This window comes from Eubacterium sp. AM05-23, from assembly GCF_003477535.1.
Lineage (GTDB): Bacteria > Bacillota > Clostridia > Eubacteriales > Eubacteriaceae > Eubacterium > Eubacterium maltosivorans.
Genome location: NZ_QUDF01000011.1, coordinates 43,718 through 70,135, shown reverse-complemented (window position 1 = coordinate 70,135; position 26,418 = coordinate 43,718). Strand labels below are relative to the sequence as shown.

General features: G+C 49.9%; 22 protein-coding genes. 14 read left to right on the top strand and 8 right to left on the bottom strand.

What is annotated here, in order from left to right; all coding sequences use genetic code 11:
* Positions 1–57 precede the first annotated feature (57 nt).
* From DW091_RS15010 to DW091_RS14995, 4 genes are all read left to right on the top strand, one after another.
* Positions 58–2,016: an extracellular solute-binding protein gene (locus tag DW091_RS15010; RefSeq protein ID WP_158577912.1), complete on the top strand. Its 1,959-nt coding sequence runs from the start codon at positions 58–60 to the stop codon at positions 2,014–2,016.
* Positions 2,009–4,633: a response regulator gene (locus DW091_RS15005; RefSeq protein WP_118518559.1), complete on the top strand. Its 2,625-nt coding sequence runs from the start codon at positions 2,009–2,011 to the stop codon at positions 4,631–4,633. The genes DW091_RS15010 and DW091_RS15005 overlap by 8 nt, the downstream gene beginning before the upstream one ends.
* Positions 4,630–6,315: a methyl-accepting chemotaxis protein gene (locus tag DW091_RS15000; RefSeq protein ID WP_118518558.1), complete on the top strand. Its 1,686-nt coding sequence runs from the start codon at positions 4,630–4,632 to the stop codon at positions 6,313–6,315. Before DW091_RS15005 ends, DW091_RS15000 begins: the two co-directional genes overlap by 4 nt.
* A 127-nt stretch (positions 6,316–6,442) precedes the next feature.
* Positions 6,443–7,840, top strand: a complete 1,398-nt coding sequence (locus DW091_RS14995; protein WP_224168811.1) for a GntR family transcriptional regulator — start codon at positions 6,443–6,445, stop codon at positions 7,838–7,840.
* A gap of 153 nt (positions 7,841–7,993) precedes the next feature.
* Here the strand turns inward: DW091_RS14995 and DW091_RS14990 are convergent, their stop codons facing one another.
* Complete coding sequence (locus DW091_RS14990; RefSeq protein ID WP_058696090.1) at positions 7,994–8,506, bottom strand: ECF transporter S component; 513 nt, start codon at positions 8,504–8,506, stop codon at positions 7,994–7,996.
* Between the two features lie 135 nt (positions 8,507–8,641).
* Between DW091_RS14990 and DW091_RS14985 the strand changes: the two genes are divergently transcribed.
* Both DW091_RS14985 and rd read left to right on the top strand, forming a co-directional pair.
* Positions 8,642–9,589 (top strand): ROK family protein, encoded by a 948-nt coding sequence (locus DW091_RS14985; protein WP_096919074.1) that lies wholly within the window; start codon positions 8,642–8,644, stop codon positions 9,587–9,589.
* Positions 9,590–9,747: 158 nt separating this feature from the next.
* On the top strand, positions 9,748–9,912 hold the full coding sequence (gene rd / locus DW091_RS14980) for a rubredoxin (protein ID WP_058696088.1): 165 nt from the start codon (positions 9,748–9,750) through the stop codon (positions 9,910–9,912).
* An 88-nt stretch (positions 9,913–10,000) separates the two neighbouring features.
* On the opposite strand, the gene DW091_RS14975 is transcribed toward rd, so the two are convergent.
* Both DW091_RS14975 and DW091_RS14970 read right to left on the bottom strand, forming a co-directional pair.
* Positions 10,001–10,459 (bottom strand): MerR family transcriptional regulator, encoded by a 459-nt coding sequence (locus tag DW091_RS14975; protein ID WP_074617902.1) that lies wholly within the window; start codon positions 10,457–10,459, stop codon positions 10,001–10,003.
* Between the two features lie 1,201 nt (positions 10,460–11,660).
* Complete coding sequence (locus tag DW091_RS14970) at positions 11,661–12,365, bottom strand: DUF554 domain-containing protein (protein ID WP_199678177.1); 705 nt, start codon at positions 12,363–12,365, stop codon at positions 11,661–11,663.
* 148 nt (positions 12,366–12,513) lie between these two features.
* Between DW091_RS14970 and DW091_RS14965 the strand changes: the two genes are divergently transcribed.
* Genes DW091_RS14965 through DW091_RS14955 form a run of 3 tightly spaced genes read left to right on the top strand, consistent with a single transcriptional unit; the run spans position 12,514 to position 17,756 of the window.
* Complete coding sequence (locus tag DW091_RS14965; RefSeq protein ID WP_118518557.1) at positions 12,514–14,061, top strand: exopolyphosphatase; 1,548 nt, start codon at positions 12,514–12,516, stop codon at positions 14,059–14,061.
* A complete protein-coding gene (locus DW091_RS14960) occupies positions 14,058–16,175 on the top strand; it encodes an RNA degradosome polyphosphate kinase (RefSeq protein WP_118518556.1) in 2,118 nt (705 codons plus the stop codon). Before DW091_RS14965 ends, DW091_RS14960 begins: the two co-directional genes overlap by 4 nt.
* 51 nt (positions 16,176–16,226) lie before the next feature.
* Positions 16,227–17,756, top strand: coding sequence for a Ppx/GppA phosphatase family protein (locus DW091_RS14955; protein ID WP_096919075.1), 1,530 nt, complete (start codon positions 16,227–16,229; stop codon positions 17,754–17,756).
* 85 nt (positions 17,757–17,841) lie between these two features.
* On the opposite strand, the gene DW091_RS14950 is transcribed toward DW091_RS14955, so the two are convergent.
* Positions 17,842–18,792: an alpha/beta hydrolase gene (locus DW091_RS14950; protein WP_096919076.1), complete on the bottom strand. Its 951-nt coding sequence runs from the start codon at positions 18,790–18,792 to the stop codon at positions 17,842–17,844.
* Positions 18,793–18,923: 131 nt separating this feature from the next.
* Here DW091_RS14950 and DW091_RS14945 point away from each other — a divergent pair, with 131 nt between their 5' ends.
* The 4 genes from DW091_RS14945 (at position 18,924) to DW091_RS14930 (ending at position 22,286) form a co-directional block, all read left to right on the top strand.
* Positions 18,924–19,403: a YbhB/YbcL family Raf kinase inhibitor-like protein gene (locus DW091_RS14945; protein ID WP_058696083.1), complete on the top strand. Its 480-nt coding sequence runs from the start codon at positions 18,924–18,926 to the stop codon at positions 19,401–19,403.
* A gap of 437 nt (positions 19,404–19,840) precedes the next feature.
* On the top strand, positions 19,841–20,245 hold the full coding sequence (locus DW091_RS14940) for a hypothetical protein (protein ID WP_118518555.1): 405 nt from the start codon (positions 19,841–19,843) through the stop codon (positions 20,243–20,245).
* A gap of 128 nt (positions 20,246–20,373) precedes the next feature.
* Complete coding sequence (locus DW091_RS14935; protein WP_118518554.1) at positions 20,374–21,339, top strand: glycosyltransferase family 2 protein; 966 nt, start codon at positions 20,374–20,376, stop codon at positions 21,337–21,339.
* Positions 21,340–21,605: 266 nt separating this feature from the next.
* Positions 21,606–22,286: a metallophosphoesterase gene (locus DW091_RS14930; protein WP_207665244.1), complete on the top strand. Its 681-nt coding sequence runs from the start codon at positions 21,606–21,608 to the stop codon at positions 22,284–22,286.
* A 193-nt stretch (positions 22,287–22,479) separates the two neighbouring features.
* Here the strand turns inward: DW091_RS14930 and DW091_RS14925 are convergent, their stop codons facing one another.
* Complete coding sequence (locus DW091_RS14925) at positions 22,480–23,013, bottom strand: DUF2148 domain-containing protein (RefSeq protein WP_058696079.1); 534 nt, start codon at positions 23,011–23,013, stop codon at positions 22,480–22,482.
* A gap of 146 nt (positions 23,014–23,159) precedes the next feature.
* On the opposite strand from DW091_RS14925, the gene DW091_RS14920 reads away from it, so the two are divergent.
* Positions 23,160–23,780, top strand: a complete 621-nt coding sequence (locus tag DW091_RS14920; RefSeq protein WP_118518552.1) for a GyrI-like domain-containing protein — start codon at positions 23,160–23,162, stop codon at positions 23,778–23,780.
* A 78-nt stretch (positions 23,781–23,858) separates the two neighbouring features.
* Here the strand turns inward: DW091_RS14920 and DW091_RS14915 are convergent, their stop codons facing one another.
* From DW091_RS14915 to DW091_RS14905, 3 genes are all read right to left on the bottom strand, one after another.
* A complete protein-coding gene (locus DW091_RS14915) occupies positions 23,859–24,917 on the bottom strand; it encodes a hypothetical protein (RefSeq protein WP_118518551.1) in 1,059 nt (352 codons plus the stop codon).
* Between the two features lie 95 nt (positions 24,918–25,012).
* Positions 25,013–25,777, bottom strand: coding sequence for a triose-phosphate isomerase (locus tag DW091_RS14910; protein WP_224168814.1), 765 nt, complete (start codon positions 25,775–25,777; stop codon positions 25,013–25,015).
* Between the two features lie 22 nt (positions 25,778–25,799).
* The gene (locus tag DW091_RS14905; protein ID WP_058696075.1) at positions 25,800–26,249 is read right to left on the bottom strand and encodes an RpiB/LacA/LacB family sugar-phosphate isomerase; all 450 of its coding nucleotides are present in this window, start codon (positions 26,247–26,249) and stop codon (positions 25,800–25,802) included.
* Between the last annotated feature and the right edge of the window lie 169 nt (positions 26,250–26,418).

Below are 26,418 nucleotides of genomic sequence, written 5' to 3'. Positions count from 1 at the left end.
TGTCCAGATATATATCAATTGACAGGTCAGAAAATAATGTGGGGAGGATTTAATGCGATGTGGAAAAAGGTTATTGGTTTAGGGATGATTCTTGCGGTAATGTTTTCCAGTGCGGGATGTAATTTATCGCCGACTTCTTCGCAGCAGCCGGAAAAAAAGCAGATTGAAATTTCAATGATGTATCCCATGGAGCTGAAAAATTTTGAAGCGCTGGTGGAAAAGGAATACCCGGACATTGATTTGCAGGTGGAAATGACAACAACCGCTACAATGAACGGCGACAGCGAGCGGCGTCTTAGAAATGGACATGGCACAGATCTTGTGGTGACCACGCTGCCCACCGGCGGGGTGAAGGATTACGTACTGGATTTAAGCGCAGAAACTTTTGCAACGGCTTATCAGGGAAGTGTTGCCAGCCCGGTAATGATTGAGGGACACACATGCTATCTGCCGCTTCCCGGCCAATATGCCGGATATATTCTTAATAAAACATTGGTCGAGCAGCTCGGCATGGAAATCCCTGCCTCCAACAGCGCGATGACAGATATTTTTAAGGCTGGAAAGGAGCAGGGAAAAGGTATTGGCGAAGACGGCGCGATGTTTGGGCTTGCCTCCGTGTCGCCGGCCTCTGTGGGGGCTTATATAATCGGCACACAGGTTCCGGATTTTCTGGGGACGGCGGACGGCATCAAGTGGATGTCCGAGTTTGACAGCGGAACCGCTGCCTTCAGCGGCGTCTGGGATAACAGCTTAGATTTGCTGGCAGCGTGGACGGAGCAGGGATATCTGAATGCGGGAACCCTATCGCTGAAATCCAAAAACGCCATGCCGATCGAGTCAAGACTGCTGGATGGCACCCTGATGCTGTCTCACGGCAATGTACAGATGCTGACAAAATTAAACGGCCAGAGCCAGCAGTATGAGTATGTGATGCTGCCCTATTTAAGCGATCGGGGAAACACCTCGTGGGTGACCTCTGAACCGGATGGTTATATTGCCATAAACGATGCCCTCTCGAATGAGGGGAGCAAGGATAAGCGTGATGCCTGCGTCCGTATCTTAGAGCTGCTGTCCACCCCAGAGGGGCAGCAGGCCTGGATGCAGGACACAGAAGCGCCTCATTCCTATCTTTTAGATTTTAAAGAATCCTTGGAAACGGTCCCCCAGGGCATTGCAGACTGTGTAAAGACAGGCTATATTTATGACCTGCAGCTGCCCTCCGATGTGGTTCAGTATTTCGGAAAAAACATGACCTCTGTGCTGGATCAGAAGATGAAAATGGACGAAGCGCTTTCAGCTGTGGATGATTACTGCCGCAATGGCTCTGCCCAGGTCGAGTACGACCAGTCCCTTATCGGGACCATGGCAGAGGACCTGCTCTATGAAAACTATAATACCCGGAGGGAAGAAACAGCGATTGGCAATCTGGTTGCAGATGCCGTGAAAGAGTACACGGGGGCAGACATCGCGGTGGTCAACGGCGGCGGTATCCGCGCCAGCCTGTATAAAGGGGATGTCCTCGGGGAGGATCTCGATGTGGTCTGCCCCTATGACAATAAAATAATTTTGGTCGAAACAAAAGGGGAGACCATTGTCAGCATGCTTGAAAATGGCATCTCTCAGACTGTAAGAGATGCGGCCATGCCTGCGGGGCGCTTTCTCCAGGTTTCAGGTTTAAACTATACCTATCAGCCAAAGGATGAAGAACAGCCGTCGAAGCTTATATCCGTTACATTGGCAGATGGGTCTGAGCTGGATAAAAATGCAGAGTACACTCTGGCGGTGACTAATTATATGGCCGGAAGTGTCGGGTATATTGATAACAACGGCGACGGCTATACAATGTTGAATCTCTACAGCGACACTACTCCTAAAGCGGAAAATGTTAAGCTTGTAAAGGAAACTGACGCAACCTACAGCGATGCCATAAAACAGTATTTTCAAAACCATGGTGACGCGCCAATTCAATCAAAATTAGAGGGGCGGATCACTGTGGTGGGTGCCGGGAATGAATGAGGCAATAAAGAAGCTCCAGGGCAATAGCCGGTATATCATCATCTTTTTTATTATCATGACAATGACCTGTACGTTTGGGTTTATCTGGTTTATCACGGCATCGTCAGGGGCTTCGCAGAAGGCGGGCGTCGAGATGAATAATCTTTACCTGCGGGAGCTGACCACTCAGACAATCGGAAATTTTCAAGCCAGTATCAATGGTCAGTTTTCGCAGCTTAAAACCTCGGCGTCATCAATAAAAAAGGAAGATCTGGAAAACCTCGGGACGCTTACCGAATATTTAAAGCGCACACAGGAAAATAATCATTTTGATTTTTTTGCGCTGGTGGATGAAAACGGGCGGTATTACTGTGCAGAGGGTGTGTTCCCGGCAGCGTCCAAGATCAGCTTTCTCGGACAACTGCTCGAGGGAGAGTCCAATCTGATTTCATATAACGAAACGGTTCTGGGCAAAGACATTATTTTAATCGGGGACGCTATGGCGCCGGTGGTCTATGAAGACCGGAAAATGACAGGCGTACTGGCAGGAATGGACGTCAATGTGATTAACAGCCAGCTCGCGCTGAAAAAGAAAGATGCGCAGACCTACTCGAGCATCATTGAACGAAACGGCAGATTTGTTGTCAATAATAATTATAATAATTTATCCCAGAGCTCAAATATTCTCTCGAAGCTGCAAAAGGATGCGGAATTTTCTTCGGACAGCACTCTGGAAATGGTTCAAAATGATTTAAAGAGTGGGGAATCAGGCCTTGTGGCATATACCCTTGAGGGACAGAAGGAGTACCTGTATTATGCCCCGATTGAGGGAACAGACTGGTATCTGCTGACAACCGTACCCTACGAGGTTGTAAATTCGACAATTGATGAGCTGATTGGCAGCCTAAGAAGGGATGCAATCGGGATGATGGTGTTCATTTTAATCCTTTTGTCAGCTGTTTTTGTATTTTTCTACATTAGAATCAGCAGGGAGGAACAAAAACTGCAGGATGCAAAGGCCCTGGCGGAGAAGGCGCGTATAAAGGCAGAGGATGCGAACCGCGCCAAGAGTGAGTTTCTCAGCCGTATGAGTCATGAAATACGAACGCCGATGAACGGGATTATCGGTATGGGGACCATCGCAAGCCAGAATATCAATAATCCTGCCAGAGTTGAAGAATGCCTGAAAAAACAGGCCTTATCCTCACAGCATCTCCTGTCCTTGATCAACGATGTCCTTGACATGTCTAAGATAGAAAGCGGAAAAGTTGAATTAAGAAATGAACCCTTTGATTTCAGAAATTTTCTGGAGGGGCTCGGAAGCATTTACTATGGACAGGCCAGGGTAAAGGATATTGATTATCAGACCATTCTGGCAGGAAATGTGGATGAGATGCTGGCCGGGGATTCTCTGCGCCTTAATCAGATATTGTCCAATCTTTTATCCAATGCCATGAAGTTTACACCCTCCGGCGGTTCCATCCGGCTGCGGGTGTCAAAGGTCGGCGAAGATGAGGAACAGGTTTGCCTCCGCTTTGAAGTAAGCGACACGGGCTGTGGAATCGCCAAAGAAAATTTCGGGAAAATATTCGAATCATTTGAGCAGGAAAACGCAGATATCACCAGCACATATGGTGGAACGGGGCTCGGACTGGCCATTGTCAAACGTTTTTCTGAATTGATGGGTGGAAAGGTGTGGCTGGACAGCCGTCTTGGCGTCGGAACAACCTTTACGGTTGAGCTGCCATTTGGAAAGGCAGCGGCTTTGCCGGAGGCTGTGGATTTTAATGGGCTTAAAGTTCTGGTCGTGGACAGTAACCGGGATAACGGGGAACACGCGGCGACGCTCTTAGGCGCTATGAATTTAAAAAGCAGCTGGACCGCTGAAGGCGCCGACGCCATTTTGCAGGTGAAAGCGGCCCATGAAAGGCATGAGGATTATGATATATGCCTGGTGGACTGGAGACTGCCGGATATGGATGGTCTGGAAACAGCGCGCCGGATTCGTGAGGCTGTAGGAAAGGAAAAGCCGGTAATCATAATGACTGCTTACGACTCAGCGGAGTGCAGCCAGAATACAGGGACAACAGAGGAATACGAGGTGCTGACAAAACCGTTGTTTGCCAGCGCCATTGCTCAGGCGATCGCCGGAATCGGGCAGAAACGGCCGTCCGACGCGCCGAATACGGCCAAGTTTGATTTTCATGGCAGGCATATTTTGCTTGTGGAGGATAATGATCTAAACCGTGAAATCGCCACTGAGCTGATCGGGGCGGCCGGAGCCAGCGTTGAGACGGCAAAGGATGGAAAAGAGGCTGTTGAAATGTTTAAGGCATCAGCGCCGGGATACTATGATCTGATTCTGATGGATGTTCAGATGCCGGTCATGAACGGTTATGAAGCCACAAAAAGTATCAGGGAGATGGAGCGTGAGGACGCAAACACTGTCCCGGTTTTTGCCATGACAGCCAATGCTTTTGCGGAAGATGAAGAAAAAAGCCACCGGGCCGGGATGGATGTGCACATCACAAAACCGCTGGACGTAAAGGTACTCTATACGATGATGAATCAGTATTTGTCAAAACAAAAAAGAAGTGAAGAAATGATCAAAAAATATAGCGGAGGCAGCGGACAATGAAGAATTTGAAGGTGGGGAAAAAACTGTTTATCTCCTATGCGTTAATTTTAACCATGCTTATCGTGGGCTGTATTGTAAGTGTGGTCGATCTGATCAAATTGGGTGATCAGATTGAAGTTTTTTACAATGGGCCCTTTATGGTTAACGGGAGTGCCAATATAATCAATGCAAACTTTGAGCGGATGCAGAAAGGCGTTTACAGAGCCATATCAAATTCGGATTCAGCCATTGTGGACGAGGCGATTTCAAACGCAAAGGATTCAGCTGAAAAAATAAAAGAACAGATACCTGTTATTAAAGAACATTTTCTGGGGGATCAGCAGATAATCGAACGGCTGGACACGGCGCTCGCCAAGCTGGAGCCCATGCGGGAAACCGTGCTTTTAATGGCGAAGGAAAACAGGAATGCCGAAGCCGCGGATTATATGGAAAACAACAATATCATTGTCATCCATGAAGCGCAGAAAGAGTTAGATAAACTTGTGGAGAGCGGCAACGCCAAGGGCGAGGAGTTGATTAATGGCTTGAAAAGCAATCAGGCAAATGCGATACGCACGCTGGTTTTGCTGGGCGGCGCCAGTGTGATCGTCAGCATTATTTTTGGCGTCTACATTACGCGGGGAATTACCCAGCCGGTTGAGACGCTGGAAAAGGCGGCGCGCAGCATGGCCCGGGGCGATCTTTCATCTGTCCGCATTTCCTACGAGGCGGACGATGAGCTGGGAAGTCTTGCAGGCGATATGCGCAGCATGACCGCTACTTTACTAAACGTTATTCAGGATGAAATATATCTTCTGGGTGAAATGGCGGATGGGAATTTTGATGTGCGCAGTAAAACGGAAACGTCTTACGTGGGCGATTTCCAGCGGCTGCTGCTGTCTATGAGAGCGATCAACAGCCGCCTGAGCAGTACGCTGCGGCAGATGAGCCAGGCAGCAAGCGAGGTGGCGTCAGGTTCTGAACAATTATCATCAGAAGCGCAGATCCTTGCGCAGGGAACAATGGAGCAGGCAGCTTCTGTAGAGGAGGCATCACATACCATCAACGACATATCGGACCAGGCTGATGGAAATGCTGAAAAGGCCCAGGAAGCCAGCAGCAAGGCCCAAAAAGTAAAATCGGATACCGAACAGAGCAGCGAGAAGATGCAGGATATGCTGTGCGCGATGTCCGATATCAGCAGAGATTCCATTGAGATCCGCAAAATTGTAAAAACCATTGAGGACATCGCCTTCCAGACCAATATCCTTGCCCTGAACGCGGCGGTAGAGGCTGCCCGTGCCGGAGATCAGGGAAAAGGCTTTTCGGCAGTGGCAAATGAGGTGCAGCACCTGGCGAACAAGTCCAGCGCCGCGGCCAAGAGCACGGCAGGTCTGATTGAAAATGCCGTTCGGACAGTTGAAAAGGGTAAAAAAACAGCTTATGAAACAGCGGATATCCTCTCAGAGGTAGTCAGGGGAGTCGACAGCGTATCGGGAGCCCTGCAGCTTATCACGGAGGCTTCGGTTAAACAGTCAGACGCCGTTAAGCAGATAACAGAGAGTGTGGACATGATTTCCAACGTGGTGCAGACCAACTCGGCCATGGCGGAGGAAAGCGCTGCCGCCAGCGAGGAATTATCATCCCAGGCAGAGCTTTTGAACAGCCTTGCCAGCCATTTTAAAATAAAAACCGAGGAATAGCCTTGTCTGTGCCAGCTGGACAGCCAAATTCTGAATTCTTGTACGTTTCACTTTCATATGGTATAATTGCCCAAATGCCTGCGGGCAGAATTAATATGGAGCATACAATAAGAGAAGGATTTTAGCTGTGAGTGCAGAACTGATTTATAATTTGGTTTACGATTATTATGAGACAAGAATTGCGATGGGGGTTTACCGGTGCGGCGATATCCTGCCTTCAATCCCCAAGATTGCAGAGGGCTTTCAGATGGCGCCTCTGACGGTGCGCTCTGCCCTTACACGCCTGGAGAAAAAGGGATACATAAGGATCGTTCCCAGAAAGCCGGCCGAGGTGATATACCGGATAGACGAGAGCCATGTAAGGCAGAATGCGGCGTCCTACTTTGTACCGAGAATGGCAGGCCTCGTCGATTTTTGCCAGTCTGGGAAATTGCTGATTGAACCCGTTTGGGAATACGCGCAGTTTAATCTTAGTGAAGAAAAACGCCTGTTTTTGAAAAGTAAGCTGGCAGAAGCTGGAAAAGTAGAGCTGCCGGTGTCTGTCCGTCATCACCTTTATGTTTTTGCGGCTCTGAAAAATAAACTATTCCTGAACTTTTACTGGGAAGTTCTGCGTTATATGCGCTTTCCATATCTGGCGAGCAATAGCACGCACCAGGAAAGAGACCAGGTGTTTTTATTTAACAAAAACGAAAACCAGATCGAATTTATGAAAGAGGCTTTTGAAGGTGATTATGGAAACAGCTTAAAGTATCTCCAGGATTTCTGTTTATGGGCGCAGAAAGAATATGATTTGGAAGATAAGGAGCAAATACCATTTTGCTGGAATATTTACTGGCAGAGACCACAGCTGTGCTACACACTGGTTTCACACATTATCCTGGGGATTATAAGGGGAACATATCCTGAGGGAAGCGCCCTGCCCTCTATGCCGATAATGTCAAAGCAGCTAAAGGTCTCCTACCGTACGCTGCGCCGCACCCTCAGTATTCTCGGCAGTCTTGGCGTTATCCGCTTACATCAGGGAAAAGCCGCGGAGGTCTGTACAGATATTGAGCAGATTAATTTTTCCAGACAGGAAATAAAGGAAGGGGCGAGGTTATATAGAGAAAGCCTACAGTTCATGGCAATAACAATACGTCCCGTGCTGCTTTTTACCCTTGAAAATGCCAGAAAAGAGGATCAGGAATATCTGGCGGATGCGTTTGCTCAGATGCTCAGACAGAATACCTGTCATAAGTGTTTTAAGATTACTATCGGGTTTATTATTGAAAAATGTCCGTCTGCGACGGTTCGCGAGTGCTACAGGAAATTGTCAGAATTTATGGTCTGGGGATATCCTTTTACGCGGTACCGTGTCAAAAAGCAGCAGCTGAAGAATGAATACGCGACGATGGTCCGAAGAGCAGCGCCCTGCCTGAAAGATGGTGATTGGGCGTGCTTCGCAGATTATTGGAAGGATTTGATGGCCTGTGAGCAACAGAAAGCCGAACACTTTTTATTTAAGAATAATATCCGCCTGTAGCGCGTTTGGCCCGTGTTTTTATGAAGGAAAATTTGGGAGACAAAGTATTTTTCAGATAAAAAGGGCACAGTCCTGGACTGTGCCCTTTTTATGACAGATTGAAACCGTCTGTTTTTTTGATGGCCCCACTTTTAACCCGCTGTCTGCGGGTTTTTAGGATTGCTCAAATTTTCCTTTGAGGGCTTTTTTAAAGGCCAGATACAGCAGAGCCGCAATGACTACGTTGACTGTGGAGGCGATGAGCAGCGGCGCCAGCATGGGAATGACAAAGCCCATGACAGAGGGCGAGATGCCCAGGATCACAGCCAGAACGCCAGACAGGAAGGTCATGACCACACCGTTGATTAGAATGGCGATGACAGAAGCCACGATCAGGTTGGTCTTTTTATTAATCCAGGCATAGGCGTAGCAGGCACCGGCCATGCAGGCAGCTACCAGAATGTGCATTGGCAGGCCCATAGGAAAGCCGGACAGGGCTGCGGAGAAAAGGTGTCCTACCGCGCCGATCAGCGCGCCGACAGGTCCGCCGAGCATCAGCGCGCCAAAGTACGCTGGAAGGGCGTCCAGCGCGACGCTTCCGAATATTTTTACAAGGGAGCCCAGATAAGACAGGGCGATGAGCAATGCGGTAAAAACAAGGGTTTTCGTATTCAGTTGATTCTTCATGAGGTCCTCCGGTTGCATTAAGATAAATGAATTGCGGAAGTTATTATATCGCAGAAACCCGAGAATGTAAAGCGTGATGAACTTAAGGGTATAAAATGCTATAATAGAGAAAATGACGAACGGAGGATAAATAACATGAATATCGGGATCGATGTAGGCGGTACTAACCTGGTAGCCGGGCTGATCGGCGAGGGCGGCAGGGTGTTAATCAAAAAAAAGCAGCCCACAAAGGCCAGGGAGGGCTATGAGGCCGTGACAGGAAAGATTGCAGCGCTGGTGGAGCAGGTAAAGGCAGACGCTGCGGAATACTCTGTTGACAGCATCGGTATCGGCGTGCCTGGAATCGTCTCAGCGAACGGAAAAACGGTTGTGTCCTGTCCTAACCTTTATTGGGAAAACAGGCCCTTAAAACGTGATTTGGAGGAAAAACTGGGTCTTCCGGTTTATATGGCCAACGACGCCACTGTGGCAGGTATTGCCGAGAACCGGTACGGCAGCAGCAGAGGCTGCAGTGATGCGGTGATGTTTACGCTGGGCACCGGGGTAGGCGGCAGCGTGATCGTCGGCGGAAAGATCATTACGGGGGTGCACGGCGTCGCCTCGGAATTTGGTCATATGATTGTGGGAGACGGCCACTATCAATGTAACTGTGGCAAAATGGGCTGCCTGGAGACTTATTCCTCAGCGACGGGAGTGATCTGGCTGGCGAGAAAGCGTATTGAGGAAGGCCGCGAAACGGTGATTCTGTCCATGGCCGGGGGCGATCCGGAAGCGGTCAACGCTGAGATGGTCATCAATGCGGCCAGAAACGGCGATGCAGTAGGCCTTGAATGCTTTGAGTCGATGGTGGAGCACCTGGCCATCGCTATTTCCAACCTTGTGGATGTTCTGGACCCTGAGGTCTGCGTTCTGGGCGGCGGAGTAGCCCACGCGGGCGCTTTTCTGCTGGAGGCGGTGCAGAATGCCACAGCGGAAAAGATCACCTATAAGCGTCTGGTGAAGCCCGAGATTGTTCTGGCGACGCTTGAGAACGACGCGGGCCTGGTGGGGGCCTCCTGTATTAAGGAATATCTGTACGATTAAGAAAACTCCTTGCATTTATAGAAAGTGCTTGCAAAATCCTTTGTATTTTATTATGATAGGGTAAGTGAATTTAAAATTTTCTTTCTTATTAATATAATAATAGGTTAAGGATGTTAACCGGTTGTTAAAATAAGAGGGACCGTCAAGGAGGCACGATCATGCAGAAGTATGAATGTGAAATTTGCGAGTATGTCTATGATCCGGAATTAGGTGATCCGGAAAACGGCGTTGCTCCGGGTACCCCGTTCGAAAATCTGCCGGATGGCTGGTTTTGTCCCACCTGTGGTGTGGATAAGGACGCGTTTAAACCTGTGGCTAAGTAGATACAAAGAATGCAGGAAAAGAAAAAGGGCTCTGTTTGGAGAGCCCGATAATCTCAATAACGATGATTAAGCTTACTGATTTTGCCGGTTATCCGGCATTTTTTATTTTTTTGGCGGCCTCTATCTCGGGGCGCTCGCCCTTTTCTTTTTTGTCCGCCTCGTTTTCACGCTGGCGCGCTTCGTAGATAGCGCAGGCTTCGTCGTAAAACTGGATGCGGTGTTCAACCATCTCCAGGTTTTTTTCCAGCTCTTCGATCTTTTTAAGCAGGCGGACCCGGTGGTCGATAAAGATCTGGCGCCTTGTCTCAAGGGTGGAGGTGCCTTCCAGAAACAGATCGATGTATTCCTTTATTTCTTTCAGCGGCATGCCGGTATCCTTCAGGCAGCAGATCGTCGACAGCCATTCCAGGTCGGCGTCAGTAAACTGGCGGATGCCGGTCTCGCTGCGCTCCACAAAGGGGAGCAGGCCTTCCTTATCGTAATAGCGGAGGGTATAGATGCTGAGCCCGGTCTTTTCAGACACTTCTTTGATCGTGTAAATGTTCATAAACGCCTCTCCTTTCCATAAAACAGCTGTTTTCTCTCTATTAGGTATACCCCAAAAAGGAATGAAAGTCAATCATTTCCTTCGAAAAACCTAGAGCAGACTCTATTGATTTCGTTTAAAAAAATGTTCTTTCGTAAATACAATCTGAAATCTTAAAAATTTCTTAGATAAAAAAGAATCGTTCTAAATTAGTACGACGAAATATTGTTTGGGAATTAGAACATCAGAAAGCACTGTATTTAGCTGATGTAAACGACCTGTCAGGATTTGGTTAAATTTACCACAACCTGTAAGGGTTTTACGGGTTTTTAAAAATAAAAATAAAACCGTGAAAGGGTATTGACCTAGAGTATGCTCTAGGGTCTAGAATTATAACCAAGTTAAGGGAAACACCCAAGACAAACAGGAAAGAAGGTCATAACAATGATGTACTACAATCCAAGAAGAGCAGCGTTGCTGAAACTTAAAAAAGTTGTAGAAGAATCAAAATGATCCGTATTTGGTAACTTGTTAGATTGATATAATAAAATAAAAATTGAAGAAAGAGGTAAACACAATGATGTACTATAATCCAATGAAATTATTACTAGAAAAATTAGAATTCGGAGCAAAAGCTTCCAAGTAAACAGCATACAAAAAATACGATAAATTAAAAAGGAGGTAAGCGAAATGATGTATTACAACCCAATCCGTAAATTATTAGAAAAAGTATCCAGATAATGAAGCTAAATCGGCGAGTGATTCGCTTTATATAAAATAAATTGATCAGGAAAGAGGTAAGTATAATGATGTATTACAATCCAATCCGTAAATTATTAGAAGAAATTGAACAGGCAGAAAAATCTGCAAAATAACAGGCAGGCTATGAGATAACGAAATTTTGAAAAAAGGGAGGTACACAAAATGATGTACTATAATCCATTAAGAAAATTATACTCAGAATTACAGGAATCAGTTGAGTAAAAACAGCTGATTTACTAATGACATTAGGAGGTAAGCATAATGTTTGTATTTGGTAAAGAAAATAAACACAGTGTCGGGGCCCCCTGCGGGTTCTGCTGTGACACAAACAGAAAATAACAAATGGTGAAAACTCAGGAGAAGTTCTTAGCGAGACTCCTCATCCCTCATATAAATAGTTCTAAAGCGCAAAGCGGACAGGCATCCCCCTTATTTGACCTGTCCGTTTTGTTTTTTTACTTTATAAAGAAAATCCAAAGCAGCCCATGAGCCAGAGCAGCAAAATGGGTATAAAGATAGCGGGGATCAGATTGCCGAGTCTCAGGGATTTAATCTCCAGCAAATTGATGCCAATGCCCATGATGAGCACGCCGCCGACGGCGTTCATCTCTGTGATCATCGGCTCAGTTAAAAAGACTTTGATTGTGCCTGCGGCCAGGGTGATAGCGCCCTGGTAAAGCAGGACAGGCACAGCGGCAAAGAGAACGCCGACCCCCATGGTGGAGGCAAAGATAATGGCGAAAATACCGTCTAAAAGCGCTTTGGTTACCAGAATGGTATAGGTGCCTGAAATCCCGCCCTCAATAGCGCCCATGATGGCCATGGAGCCGGTGCAATACAGAAGTGACGCGGTGACAAAACCCTGGGCAAAGCTGCTGTTTTCGCCGCTCCCAAATTTTCGTTCAAGTCGGCCGCCAAGACCGTTGAGGCGGCCCTCGATATTTAAAGCTTCGCCGATCACTGCCCCGAGGGCCAGTGAGATCAAAACGATTAGAAAATTCTGTGTCTGAACGCCCATGGAAATCCCCAGCACCATGATACCAAGGCTGAGCCCGTGGGTGATGGTGGTGCTGACGCGCTCAGGCAGTCCCTTTCTGAAAAGAAGTCCTAAAAAACCGCCCACTAAGATGGCGGCCACATTGATGATGGTACCGAGCACAGACATGTCCTCCTTTACGAGAATGCGTTAAAGCGTTTGCTCCATCAATTCTATCATAACCGGCGAAGCGAAAAAAGAAATTTTTTCAAAGATTTAACATTCGAAAAAGCTTCTTATGCTATAATATTAAAAAAACGAAAGAGGTGAAACCTCCTTGATTAAACGATTTGCAGCGATTTATATCGGTTCCAGCAAATGTGAGCTGGTGGTAGGCCAGCGCGGGAAAGGAGCCATCAATATTTTAGACCGCGCGGTTTACCCCATTGACTTTGGTGAGCAGAGCTTTGCAAGCGGTAAAATATCCTTCAGCTCGGTGTATGCCCTGTGCCGGATTATCGGTGAATATATTGAGATCGCCAGGGCTTCAGCTGTCGAAGAGATTGAAATCGTAGCCACTGCTGCCCTGCGCGAGGCAGAAAACCGCATCTACCTGCTGGAGCAGATAAGAACTTACACTGGCGGCTACCGGGTGCATCTGCTGGAAAAGGAAGACGAGATTGAGCTGATCTACCGTTATATGCTGCTCAAATGCGAAGATTTTCTAACTGAGGAAAGAGTGCAGGAGGAGACCATGCTCTGCTCCATTTCCAGCGGAAATATCGCCCTCGCCCTCATGAACGGCGGCCTCATCGACTACTATCAGACGCTGGAGATGGGCTACCTGAAGATCCGCGAGGTGTTGCGCGCCATCGAGGAGGAAACCGAAAACTTTGAAAACCTCCTCTCAGATTTTTTTGCCATCAACCTTCATGCCGTGACGGACAATATCCACAAGCGGAAGATCAAAAATCTGGTGGTCACCTCCCACGATGCCGAGATCATCGCCCGTTTCTGCGGCATGGAAGCCGGGAACGCTTATTACCGGATCAGCCGGGAGCGCTTTGTGGAGCTGCACGAAAGTCTTAAAGGGCTGACCTCCAGACAGCTTCAAAGAAAATACCCTGAGCTTAACCTGTTCGAGGCCGAGACCATGCGGCATACCCTGATGTTTTACCTGAAACTGCTGGATGATACCAAAATGGACGAGATCGTCCTGGTACAACTGAGTCTCTGTGACGCCATGGTCGATTTCAAATTCAACCTGACCAAGGACCAGCGCCTGCGGGAATGGATCGAGGAGAGCAGCTACAGCTCTGCCCGGATGCTGGGAAAAAAATACCACGTGGACGGCAAACATGCCGAGACGGTTGAAAAGCTGGCGCTGAAGCTTTTTGATTTCCTGAAAAAGCGTTACCAGCTGGATAAGAAAGAGCGCCGCCTGCTCAGGCTTACCGCCGAACTGCTGGACGTGGGGCGTTATGTGGGCGGGCAGAACAGTAAGCCCATGAACCGCATGATCATTGAGAACGCGGACATTATCGGGGTGAGCGAGCGGGAGCGCAAGATCATCGGGACAGTGGCGGACTGTGTCCGGACCATTCCCTTTGACGAATCCCTGCTGGACAAAGCCATGCCGGCCGAGGAACAGCTGGCCATTTCCTGCCTCACCGCCATTTTGAAGCTGGCCACAGCCTTAGATAAAAGCCACAAGCAGAAGATCAGTAAAATACAGTGCCGGATCGAGGAGCGGGAATTTATTATCACCGCGGTCACAAGCAAGAACGTACAGCTGGAAAGCTATTTCTTCAACGGGAGCAAGCTGGCCATGCGCAAGGTCTTTGGCCTGAAGCCTGTACTTAAAATCAAGAGGGAAAAAATATGAAAGAAAATTTATACATCAACCGAGAGAAGAGCTGGCTGGATTTTAATTACCGGGTGCTGGAGGAAGCCTATGATAAGACCAACATGATCATGGACCGGATGAAATTTCTGGCCATCACAGCCTCCAATCTGGATGAGTTCTTTATGGTGCGTATCGCCGGCCTCATGGACCAGGTGAATGTGGGCTACAACAAGAAGGGGCTGGACGGCAAAACGCCTACTGAGCAGCTGGCAGAGATCAACACTATTACCCAGGAGATGATGAAAAGACAGTATAACTGCCTGCTGAAATCCCTGGTGCCAGAGTTAAATCAGAATCATATCTTTTTTGTGGAGTATGACGAGCTGACCCCCGAGGAACGGGAATATGTGGACGACTATTTCCTGGAAACCTGTTACCCAGTGCTCACGCCCCAGGCCATTGACAACAGCCGCCCCTTTCCGCTGGTCAAGAACAACCAGGTTTATCTCTGCGTCCAGCTTCTGGATACTCAGGAGGACAAAAAGAAAAAGAAGAAGGACGGCAAAGAAGATGAGGAATACATGGCGATTTTGGAAATTCCAAAGGTACTGGACCGCATCATCGCTTTGCCGAGGGCAGACCGCGACGCGCCCTACCGCTATGTTTTCATCGAGAACATTATTATCCACAACGCCGGGCAGCTTTTTACCGGCTATGACGTCAAGCATGTCTCCGAGTTCCGGATCACCCGAAACGGGGACCTTGCCATTGACGAGGACGAAGCAGAGGATCTGCTGATCGAGATTGAAAAGTCCATCCAGCAGCGCAAATGGGGTGCCTGCATCAAGCTGGAGATCACTAAGGCCATGAGCAAAAAGGCCAAGCGGAAGCTCATCGAGGAGCTGGAAATCTCAGAGGAGGACGTCTATGAGCTCAAGGGACAGCTGGATTTGACCTGCTTTATGAAATTCCAGGGGCGGCCGGAATTTGACGAGCTGCGTGAGCCCATCTACAAGCCATTGCCGTCCAGAGATTTTTACGAGCGGGAGGATATCTTTGAAGTGATCCGTGAGAAGGACCGCCTGCTTCACCATCCCTATCAGTCCTTTGACACCGTGGTCGATTTTGTAAGAAAGGCAGCCGCGGACTCGGATGTGCTGGCCATCAAGCAGACCCTTTACCGCGTCAGCGGGGATTCGCCCATCATTGCCGCCCTTATCGAGGCAGCCCAGAACGGCAAGCAGGTCACAGTGCTGGTTGAGCTGAAAGCCCGGTTCGACGAGGCCAACAACATCGTCTGGGCTAAAAAGCTGGAGCGCGCGGGCTGTCATGTTATTTACGGCCTGGTGGGTTTAAAAATCCACTGCAAGATGATTCTGGTGGTGCGCAAGGAAGAAGACGGCATCCGAAGGTACGTTCACCTGGGTACCGGCAATTATAATGACGTGACCGCCCGTCTCTACACCGATATCGGCATGTTCACGGCCAAGGAGAGCTACGGCTCAGACGTCTCCACCCTGTTTAACGTGCTGTCCGGCTACAGCCATTACACCCTGTGGAAAAAGCTGGAGGTAGCGCCCACCACCATGCGGGAAGCCTTTAACCGCCACATTGACCGAGAGATCGAGAACGTGAAGCTGGGCGTGCGCGGCCGGATTATCGCCAAGATGAATTCTCTGATCGACGACCAGATCGTGGAAAAGCTGTACGAGGCCTCCCAGGCCGGCGTCGAGATCAAACTCATTGTCAGAGGCATGTGCTCGCTTATCCCGGGGATACTAGGAGTGAGCGATAATATCACAGTCCACAGTATCGTGGGCACCTTCCTGGAACACAGCCGGATCTACTATTTTTATAACCAGGGCAAGGAGGAACTTTATCTTTCCAGCGCAGACTGGATGCAGCGGAATCTGAACCGCCGCATTGAGACTTTGTTCCCGGTGGAGGACCTGGATTTGAAAAACGAGCTGAAGCATATACTGGACATCACCCTGCGCGATACCATCAAAACCCGCGTGATGACCGAAACCGGCGAGTACGTGAGGGTTGACAAGCGGGGTAAGGAACTGTTAAGCTGTCAGCAGTACTTCTGCGAGGAGGCCGAAGGACAGTTTGAGGAAGCGAAGCGTAAATTGCGGCTGAAGGCAGAGTAGCGGCGGGTTTGAAATTTGTTGAAAATCCTTAAATAGAGAAGGTGGAGAGAAATGGATAAAAGTATTGGAGTCATTGATATTGGCTCAAACAGTGTGCACCTGGTGGTGGGGGAATACCACAACAACGAGTATTTTCACATCATAGACGATGTCAAGGTAAATGTGCGTCTGTGCGAGGGGCTGTCTGAAACGGGCTGCCTGCGGGAAGACCGCATGGCGCTGGGGGAACAGACCCTTATGATGTTTAAAAATATGTGCGATACCTACAAGCTGGACAAGGTAATCGCCGTGGCCACCGCGGCAGTCCGCAAGGCCAAAAACGGTCAGGTTTTTGTCGATCTGATCAAAAAAACAACCGGTATTGAGATTGAGATCATCCCGGGTGAGACCGAGGCCGCCATGGATTATCTGGGCGCCATTAACACCATCGACATCCGCGACGCGCTGCTCATGGATATCGGCGGCGGCAGCGTGGAGTTTGTCCTGATCCGTGACCGCAAAATGGCGGACGCAGTGAGCCTGCCCTTTGGCTCCATCGACCTGACGGAAAAATTTGGGCTGGAGGATGTGGCGACACCGGGCAAGCTTCAGAAGCTGCACGCCTTTTTAGAGGAGGCCTTCGCAGGGGTTGAGCTGTTTGAAAAAGCCAGAGGACTGCCCGTGCTGGGTGTGGGCGGCACGATTCGGAATATTGGCCGTATCCATCGCCGGGTGGTCGACTATCCTTTGGAAATTGCCCATAATTACCGTATGTGCGAGGATGAGGTCGCTAAAATCTGTCACATGACTGCGAAGATGAACCTGGAGGAACGCAAAAACCTTAAGGGACTGTCCAAAGGCCGGACCGATATTTTTGTGGGCGCCAGCCAGGCGGTTTATAAGGTCATGCAGACCATTTTCTCACCAGAATTGATCATCTCTGACGCCGGTCTGCGGGACGGCTTGATTTTCAAGCATTTCGGCAACGGGCCGGAGGATCTGGTCCACAATATCTTTGATAACTCCCTGGTCAATACCATGCTCAACTACGATGTCAATATTCCACACGCCTACCACGTGTACGGGCTGTCTGTGAAGCTGTTTGAACAGCTGAAGTCTTTGCACGGCATCGAGGAGGATGTGTCCAGGATGATGAAAACCAGTGCCATGCTCCACGATGTGGGGATCAAAATCCAGTACAGCAACCACCACGAGCACAGCTTTTACCTGATTTTGAACTCCGGGCTCGAGGGCCTTTTGCAAAAGGAACTGCTCATGAGCGCTTTTATTGCCCTGAACCACCGGACCAACAAAAAGGTCAAGGTCGAGGCAGAATACATGACGCTGCTGCGTGAGGAGGACAAACGCCTCATTGACAAGCTCAGCCTTTTCCTCCAGATCGCTGAGTATCTGGACCGCAGCATGGACGGCATCGTGAAGGATATCGACTGCGACATTAAGGACGATGTGGTCGAGATGATGGTGCTGACCACCACCCACTCTGTCTTTGCGGATATGATCATCAGCGAGTGCGGTAAAAAATTTAAACGCGTGCTGGGCCGTGAGCTGACCATTAAGAACAAGGTCATCGCCGCGGTGTAGGCAGACATGATTGATGCTACAAAAAATACCGAAAAATCCCATCCGGGGACTTTTCGGTATTTTTGTATCTAAAGCCAGTGCCCGTTTAATTTTTCAGGATGGCGGTCATGGCCTCTTTAAAAGCCCGGGGATTGTCAAGCATTGGGCTGTGGCCTGCATCTTTGATCCGGAATTCCCTTTTGACCGGTGCGGTGAGGCGCTTCAGGTATTTCTCTGCTTCGCTGGCCGGGGTGGTCATGTCACGGTCCCCGGAGATAAAGTAGACGGGCACCTGATAGTCATGGCTGTAGTCATAGAGGGTGAAATTGCCCACTGAGACGAGCAGCGCGGTGTTGATTTTACTGCTCTGGAACAGGCCGAGGATATCCGAAGGTTTAAAAATAGGGCTTTTGAGCGCGGATTTGATGATCGCTCCGGTTTTGCCGTCCGGAAAGTATTTTTGCTTCAGGGCGCTGACTTTGGTCATTTTCTGGAGCATGACTTCATCGAATGGACGCTCTGGATATGGGCCGATACGGCGCAGCTTTTTAATGTCACGGCTGTTGCCGGAGCGGATCACCGCGCCTTTGAGCGCATTGTAGCCAGCCTGCTCGTTTTCGATCACGTCCACCAGCTGGCCTACGCCGATATAGGCCGCTACGTTTTCAGGGTGCTCCAGGGCGTAGAGGGCGCCAAGCACAGTCCCCCAGGAATGTCCCAGAACATAGAGCTTATCTTTATGATATTGTTTTTTAAGCGTTTCGACGGTCTCATGCAGGTCAGTCATGAGGCTGTGCAGGTCGGGAGCCGCGCCGGGATTGCGCATAAAGGTTTTGCCGGTGCCGCGCTGGTCGTAGTGGACCACAGTGCACAGGTCTGAGAAAATCGACTCCATCACATAGGCAAAATAAGCCTCGGATGAGCCGGGCCCGCCGTGGACAAAGAGCAGAACTGGCAGCTCGGGCGCGGCGGTGTAGTGGAGGGTATACTCCTCAATGCCGTTTACAGCAATGTATGTTTCTGTGAAATTATCGGGTATGGGTGCTTTCTTTTTCATGATGACCTCCTTTGGGATTAATATTAGTGTACCCCAGAAGCAGAGGAAAGAAAAGGGAATTCAGGTTTATAAAAGAAAATAAAAAGCAAAAAAGCGTATAATGGGGACAGCAAGATGATTGGAGGATATGGATGGAAGTATTGACATTAAGCAGCAGAGATTTTGAGGCCGGAGGCTGGATTCCCAGAAAAAATTCGGCCAGAGGTGAAAACCGCTCCCCGGCCCTGACACTGGAGGGGATCACGCCAGAGGCCAGGTCACTGGCCATCACCATGGACGACGCGTCGCATCCCTTATTTAAAAATTATAATCACTGGGTCATCTGGAATCTGCCCGTGCAGGCAGAGATTCCGGAGGGTATTCCGGCGGGCAAGATCGTGGACAGCCTGGGCGGAGCGGTGCAGGGGATGGCCTATGGCAGGCATGTTTACAAAGGGCCGAAGCCGCCGTTTAAGTCGGTTCATACCTATACCTTTACCGCCTATGTACTGGACTGTGAGATCAGCCTGCCACCGGAAAGCCACCGGGCTGAGCTGCTCGCAGTCATAGAAGGGCATGTGCTGCAGAGAGCGACCCTGTCGGCAAAGTTCCAGAGCAGGCGTAAGGAGTAGAAGGGATCTGCGGGGGATTTTCAGATTGTACAAAATTCAGGATTTTAAATAAAGAGATTGCGCAAAAGGCGAAAGCAGTTTATAATAAAGGGTAGAAAACTGAATAGAAAATGCGGCATCCGGAATAGTGTTCGCACCACTAATCAGGCTTGCGCAAGGTGTAGACCCACCGTACACAACGGCCTCTTGGGGCACGTACCGCATTACTTATTATAGATGATTTGAGTTCCAAAAACAAGGGATTCGTCCAACTATTTAAGTAGGCTTTTGTTTGTGTTAGCATTTTTAAGAAGAAGAATCTTTTTAGCTGTGTACAGGTGGCGTCTGCCCTGCACAGCTTTTTTATTTGGACTTTCTGATGACAGCGGGGAAGCAGGCCTTTTCCGCTGTCTGCTTATTCACTGAAAGGGAATAATAAGGATGGGAGGTGCCAGTAAATGAAAAAAGAACGATCTCCGGGGTTTTCCCAGAAGGGAGACAGGTACTATGCTAAAGGAAGCTTTTTTGATGAGGATAAAACCTTTGACGGCCGGCTGGCGCGTGTTGAGCGCCATGTGGCCCGGGACCCTGATGCGCCGGACTCCAAACGGCTTTACAGCTTTCACACTTTTGTGATTCAAAAGGGCGCAAAAACCCGGATCTATGTCTTTAAAGGCGTAAAGGAGATTGATCTGACGGGCTATTTTAAGGAAGGTGACCGGGTACGGCATCATTACGGCCATGCGATTCCGGAAAAGTATGATAAGTCTGGAGACTCGGAAGTGGTCTGTATTGTGTGTGGCGAGCCAGTCAGCTGCCGGCGGAGCGTCTGCCCCTACTGCGGAAGTGTTTTGCTGAAATAAGTTGATACAGAAAATACAGAAAAGTCAGCGTTTTGGACTTTTCTGTATTTTTTGTACCCAAATTAAAGCCATTTGCCGGCCTGTTCATGTTATAATGAATGAAAAGTAACTTGGAAAGGAAGAATGCCATGGGTTTAATCACCATTGTGGTCCCCTGTTATAATGAGGAGGCGGTGCTGCCGGCCTTTTATCAGGCCGTCTGTGAGGCGACCGCGGCCTTTCCAGCGTCGGAGGATTTTGAGCTTCTGTTTGTGGACGATGGCTCTGGCGACAGCACCCTCGCAGTGCTCCGGGACTTTGCCGGGCGTGACCGCCGGGTGCGCTACCTGTCCTTCTCACGCAATTTCGGCAAGGAGGCCGCCATCTACGCGGGGCTTAAGCACGCCAGAGGCGACCTGGTGGCGCTGATGGACGCTGATCTGCAGGACCCGCCGGATTATCTGCTCAAAATGTACTTAGCCATCACCGCAGAGGGCTACGACTGCGCAGCGGCCAGGCGGGTGAGCCGCAGAGGCGAGCCGAGAATCCGCTCCTTTCTGGCCAGACGTTTCTACCGGATCATGCGCCGGATATCCAATGCCGACATCGTGGACGGCGCCCGGGACTTCAGGATGATGACCAGGCCGGTCGTCGAGGCGATCCTCAGCGTGACGGAGTACAACCGGTTCTCAAAGGGCATTTTTGGCTGGGTGGGCTTTAAGACCAAATGGCTGGAGTATGAAAACATCAAACGTGCCGCCGGGGAGACCAAGTGGTCGGTCTGGAAGCTGTTTAAATACTCGATGGAGGGCATCACTGCCTTTTCAGTGGCGCCTCTGGCGCTGGCCTCCTTCGGCGGAATAGCCCTGTGCGGCGTGGCCGTTATCGCCATTCTGTTTATCATCATCCGCCAGCTGCTCTACGGCGGCTCCGCCTTTGGCTGGCCCTCCATGGCCTGTATCGTGATCTTCATCGGCGGCATTCAGCTGCTGTGTGTGGGCATTCTGGGACAATATCTGGCCAAAACTTATCTGGAGGTCAAGGAGCGCCCGGTTTACATTGTGCGGGAGGAATCCCGGCATGTGGATAGAGCCGATGGTGAGCGGCAGAGATAAATGGGAATTATTTAAGCATCGTCCGTTACAATAGGCTTCACGGGACATACGAAAAATGCCAAAAAGTCCAGAAAAAGACTTTTCGGCATTTTTTGTACCTTACCTGTAAGAAATGATGACCTGAAAGGATTTGATCATAGATGAAGAAAACAATTATGACCGCCCTGGCCGGGGTCGGCCTGCTGGCGGCTTACAGCATTCTTGTGGAGCCGAACCGCCTGGCGGTAAAAAAACACGTGGTGGGCAGCGGCGAGACGCGGCTACGGGTGGTCCAGCTCACCGATATTCATATCGGCCCCTTTTATCCCAGGCGCAAAGTTGCCCGTCTGGTGCGCAGGGTCAACCGGCTCTCGCCCGACGTGGTGGTGTTCACCGGCGACTTGTACGACCGCTTTATCCATTACCGGCGTGAGGACGCGGCCGGCCCGCTTGCAGAGCTGGAAGCGCCTATGGGTAAATTCGCGGTCTGGGGCAATCACGACTGCACCAAGATGGCAAGATGGTACGCGCCGGTGCTGGAACAGGCGGGCTTTACCCTGCTGGAAAACGAGGCGGTGTGCCTCCCGGCCGGAGAGGGACGGACCCTGGCCATCGGCGGCGTCGATGACTTGCTCTATGGCGAACCCGATGTCCGGCAGACGGTCCGGGGCACAGCGGGCGGTGATTACAGAATCATTCTCATGCACGAGCCCGACGGGGCGGACCGGCTGAAGGGAGCCGGGGTGGATTTGATTCTCTCCGGCCACACCCACGGCGGGCAGATCCGCCTGCCGCTGCTGCCCACCGTGACCACAGACCTCGGGAAAAAATATATCCGCGGCTTTTATACCATCGATGTGGAAAACAGCACGGAGTTGTATGTGAACAAAGGCATCGGCTGCACCCAGATCCCGGCACGCCTCGGCGCGGCGCCGGAGATTGCGGTCTTTGATATTAAGATGACGTAGTATGTGGGAGAGCAAAAAGGTTAAGGTGAAGCTGAATTTGAGAAAAATCTGGAGATAAAGGTTGAGATCATTCGAGTGGAAAATGAATGAACGTCTTGGCGATCACCAAAACGAAAAAAACGCGGCCGCAGGCCGCGTCAAATCAAAATGCGTCAGCAGTTTGCTCCTATAATTCTCCATTTTTAATTAATCCCTAACCCCGGTCAAAGTAAGGTGATTTTCCCTTAGCGGAAAGTGGAATCCCCAGCACCATGGTCATTTTTTCGTCCAGATAGCCCAGAGAAATGGCCGCCTTCCCCACAGAAAACATGATGCGGTTGTCTACATGGGCGGATGCGGCCACGCTCACGGCAGAGCCAAGGGCAATCCCCAGATCCATGGGGTCAAAGGCACAGAGTCCGTTTTCACGGGCGCACTCAGCACAGTTCTCGTGGCCGCAGTACTGGCAGGCCTCGTTCAGGCCTCTCTGGCCAGCGCTGGCGCCGATGAGCACCACAGCCGCGCTGTCGCGCACATTCTGCGCGTCGCGGATAAAAAAGGCCAGATCCTGCGCCTTGCCCAGACGGTCCATTTCAGCTGCCAGCGCCTCCTTTTCCACGTCCGTCAGGTAACAGGAATCAATGTGGTCGACGCCGCGGGCTTTGGGCGCTGTACGGGCAGCCACACACATGCTCTGGGCTACGCTTAAAATACCGGATGTCTCAGCATCCTGAGAATGACAAATCATTTTAAAAGCCTCCTTCTTATGACAATGCTTTTTAAGATTATAGCACAAAGTCCTGTAAGAAACCAAAATTGTATCAAAAAAGCCTTGACCTTCCCCTGCGCGGGAGATGTTATCCTAAAGATAAGAAAAAGCAGGAGGATACTCAGATGACAATCGCCAAGATGGATTATAAAAAAGAATACAAGGATTTATACATGCCGGGAAAAAAGCCCGGACGCATTACTGTGCCAGAGATCGCCTTTATAATGGTGGATGGCGCCGGCGCGCCGGAAAGCCCGTGCTACCAAAACGCGGTGGGCGTCCTGTACGCCCTCAGCTTTGGCATCAAGATGCAGAAGATGAAGGACAGGCCGCCAGAGGGCTATTTCGAATATGTTGTGCCGCCCCTGGAGGGCCTGTGGTGGTGTGTTTCAGATAATCGTGACGACTGGCAGTGGACCTCCATGATCCGCCAGCCTGAATTTGTGACGTCTGAGCTGTATGAAGCTGTGCTTCTGGAGAGCAGGGAAAAAAAGCCGGAGCTTGATTTTGAGACGGTCCGTTTTCAGCGTTTTGACGAGGGAGACTGCGTCCAGATCATGCACATCGGCCCTTATGCGGACGAGGGAAGGTCTTTTGATGAGCTGGCCGCCTTCATGGAAGCCGAGGGCCTGGCCCGCCGCCCAGGGTGGGAACAAAAGCATCATGAAATCTACCTCTCCGACCCGCGCCGGGCAAAGCCAGAGCGCTTGAAAACCGTGCTGCGCATGCCGGTCGCAGCCGTTTAAGATACAAATAATGCGGAAAAGTTTCAATTTTGGACTTTTCCGCATTATTTGTATGTCAAATCACTTTCTGTTTAAAAACTATGGATGGCTTTTCCGAACGATGGATAAGTAATGCCAGGCCACGCTCACCAAAGCCAGCAGTCCAAAATATCCAAACAGGGGAAAGAGGGTGGCGATGAGGTTTTTAAATCCGGCGATACTCCCGAGCGTGGCGGCGGTCATGATGGTGATCAGCAGGCCCTTTCCACGGACAGGGCCGATCCGGCGCACGCGGGTGGACACCGCGTAAAGGCAGGAAAGCCCGGAGCCGAACATGCCACAGAGCAGCAGCAGGGCATAGACAATACCCAAAACCGGATGAATGGCAGAGGCAAGGGTGAGCATGGGCAGGCTGGAGGCCTGGACCAGCGGTAAATGCAGGGCGATGGGCACCAGCACGCACAGGGCAATGACAAACAGCAGAAGCGATCCCCAGAATATCCCCCGGGTAATTGAACGATCCGAGTCCACATGGGGCGCGATGGGCGTGAGTACAGAAATGGCCACCAGCAGGTTGTAAGAGACAAAGGTTAAAGCCGCTATAAGCCAGTTGCCAACCAGTGGATTGCTGCCAGATACAGGTGAGGTGGTCAGTGGAGAGAGAGACAGGTTAAAAAAGGACAGAACACCCACCAAAAGACCGACCGCCACCATAAAGGGAACCACAAAGCCAAAGGCTGAGACCATCCCCCGGGCGCCGGTCGTTCCTGCCGTGGCCAGCAGAAGCCCCATGAAAACACTGCCTGCAAAGGCCGGAAAGCCCCAGAGTTGTTCAAGAAGCGCGCCGGCGCCGGCCACCACGACCATGACCACCGTGAACATAAAAAGCAGGGTAAAACCGCCGAAGATCAGGCGCAGAACCGGATGATAACCCCGGACCACCAGCTTTTCAAAATCCCGGATGCCCGTGCGGTGGGAAATGCGCATAATCATACAGCCAAAAATAAAAAAAACAAACACCGCCACCGCCATACCTGCAATGCCATAGCCGCCGAACACACCGAAAAACTGGTAGATCTCCTGGCCAGAGACAAAGCTTGCCCCCAGGTAGATACCGATAAAGGTCATCATGACCTGCCGCATGGTGATTTTTTTCATGGCCCTTCCCCCTTAAAGCTGATTAAAGGGATTATATCACAAAAACGTTCCACAAGAAAAGAAACAAACAAAAAAGCCCCGGAAGGCTTTTTTGTTTATGCTAAGGTTTCGTGCAAAGATTTCATGATGGCTTCGAAGGAGTCTGGCTGCCATGCGCTTCTGCCGATGAACAGCCCGTTGACATTTTCGAAAGGGGCGTACTGCTTGGCGTTGTCAATGTTGACACTGCCGCCGAACAGTAGCGGAATTTCACGTCCGGCTTTGCCGTAGAGCTCAACCGTGACATCCCGCAAATGGTTATGAATGTCGTTCACCAAAGGTGCTTCAGCGGGAATCCCGTTAACGCCGATGGCCCAGACAGGCTCATAGGCCACCCAGAATTTGCCGATGGCCTCTGCAGGCACATCGTGCAGGGCAATTTTGAGCTGGCGGGCCAGCACTTCTTTAGACACACCGTATTTTTTGTCCTGCATGCTGTCGCCGATGCAGACAAGCGGCGTAAAACCGTGCTTTAAGGCTGCAAGGGTTTTGAGGTTGACGGTGTAGTCGGTCTCGTTAAAGTACTGGCGGCGTTCGCTGTGGCCGATTTCCAGGATGTCCACGCCGATTTCCTTTAGCTGTGTGGGGGAAATCTCCCCGGTAAACTGTCCGGCGTCCTCATAATGCACGTTTTGGGCGCCCAGTTTTAAAGCGGATTTTTTAGAGTCGATGAGCTCACGGATTTTCCAAAGCTGAACATAGGGCGGAATGATGAAAAATTCAAATTCCGGGTAGTTTGGAATAATGTCCGTCAGCGCCTCCGTGTAAGACAGCCCCTCAGCGGTTGTCTTATTCATTTTCCAGTTTGTTCCTAAAAACATCTTTTTCATGATGGAACCTGGATTATTTCATGTAAGTTTTTTCGAGCTCGCGCATGCGTTCTACTTTTTTGGTAGAACCGCCGCCGGCAAATTCACTCTTCAGGTAAGCGTCAACGATCATTTTGCCAAGTTCAACCCCAATGCAGCGTGCGCCCATGGTGATAATGTTGGCGTCGTTAGATTTTGCCAGACGTTCTGCGGCAAAGGTATCGTGGCATGTGCCTGCGAAAGCGCCTGGTACCTTGTTCGCCATCATGGCAACGCCAAGGCCGGTACCGCAGATGATGATTCCTCTGTCATAGGTTTTGTCCGCTACCTTTTCAGCCAGATTAAAAGCAATGTCCGGGTAATCGCAGTCATGGTCAGCAGAATATTTTAAGTCCGTAATGTCGTAACCTTCGCTTTTTAAATGTTCGTAGATCGCATCCTTGAAATCAAAAGCAGCATCATCACAATCAATTGCAATTCTCATTTGTAAATCCTCCTGGAATTTTATTAGTTTCTTTAAGTCTATTATGCCATATTTTTAATTATTTGCATAGCAGAAATTAATTTCCGAATAAAATGTAAAGTTTTATTAAGGTTGCAGGAACACGACAAAATAAACACTGGAAAAAAGCATAAAAACAGGATAGAATGAA

Bases quoted from the DNA above. Each gene is read 5' to 3' on its own strand.
- DW091_RS15010 (WP_158577912.1), top strand. From the start codon at position 58: ATGTGGAAAAAGGTTATTGGTTTAGGGATGATTCTTGCGGTAATGTTT.
- DW091_RS14945 (WP_058696083.1), top strand. From the start codon at position 18,924: ATGGAAGTATTGACATTAAGCAGCAGAGATTTTGAGGCCGGAGGCTGG.
- DW091_RS15000 (WP_118518558.1), top strand. From the start codon at position 4,630: ATGAAGAATTTGAAGGTGGGGAAAAAACTGTTTATCTCCTATGCGTTA.
- rd (WP_058696088.1), top strand. From the start codon at position 9,748: ATGCAGAAGTATGAATGTGAAATTTGCGAGTATGTCTATGATCCGGAA.
- DW091_RS14905 (WP_058696075.1), bottom strand. From the start codon at position 26,249: ATGAGAATTGCAATTGATTGTGATGATGCTGCTTTTGATTTCAAGGAT.
- DW091_RS14920 (WP_118518552.1), top strand. From the start codon at position 23,160: ATGACAATCGCCAAGATGGATTATAAAAAAGAATACAAGGATTTATAC.
- DW091_RS14975 (WP_074617902.1), bottom strand. From the start codon at position 10,459: ATGAACATTTACACGATCAAAGAAGTGTCTGAAAAGACCGGGCTCAGC.
- DW091_RS14955 (WP_096919075.1), top strand. From the start codon at position 16,227: ATGGATAAAAGTATTGGAGTCATTGATATTGGCTCAAACAGTGTGCAC.
- DW091_RS14940 (WP_118518555.1), top strand. From the start codon at position 19,841: ATGAAAAAAGAACGATCTCCGGGGTTTTCCCAGAAGGGAGACAGGTAC.
- DW091_RS14935 (WP_118518554.1), top strand. From the start codon at position 20,374: ATGGGTTTAATCACCATTGTGGTCCCCTGTTATAATGAGGAGGCGGTG.
- DW091_RS14970 (WP_199678177.1), bottom strand. From the start codon at position 12,365: ATGTCTGTGCTCGGTACCATCATCAATGTGGCCGCCATCTTAGTGGGC.
- DW091_RS14925 (WP_058696079.1), bottom strand. From the start codon at position 23,013: ATGATTTGTCATTCTCAGGATGCTGAGACATCCGGTATTTTAAGCGTA.
- DW091_RS14990 (WP_058696090.1), bottom strand. From the start codon at position 8,506: ATGAAGAATCAACTGAATACGAAAACCCTTGTTTTTACCGCATTGCTC.
- DW091_RS14985 (WP_096919074.1), top strand. From the start codon at position 8,642: ATGAATATCGGGATCGATGTAGGCGGTACTAACCTGGTAGCCGGGCTG.
- DW091_RS15005 (WP_118518559.1), top strand. From the start codon at position 2,009: ATGAATGAGGCAATAAAGAAGCTCCAGGGCAATAGCCGGTATATCATC.
- DW091_RS14910 (WP_224168814.1), bottom strand. From the start codon at position 25,777: ATGTTTTTAGGAACAAACTGGAAAATGAATAAGACAACCGCTGAGGGG.
- DW091_RS14950 (WP_096919076.1), bottom strand. From the start codon at position 18,792: ATGAAAAAGAAAGCACCCATACCCGATAATTTCACAGAAACATACATT.
- DW091_RS14915 (WP_118518551.1), bottom strand. From the start codon at position 24,917: ATGAAAAAAATCACCATGCGGCAGGTCATGATGACCTTTATCGGTATC.
- DW091_RS14960 (WP_118518556.1), top strand. From the start codon at position 14,058: ATGAAAGAAAATTTATACATCAACCGAGAGAAGAGCTGGCTGGATTTT.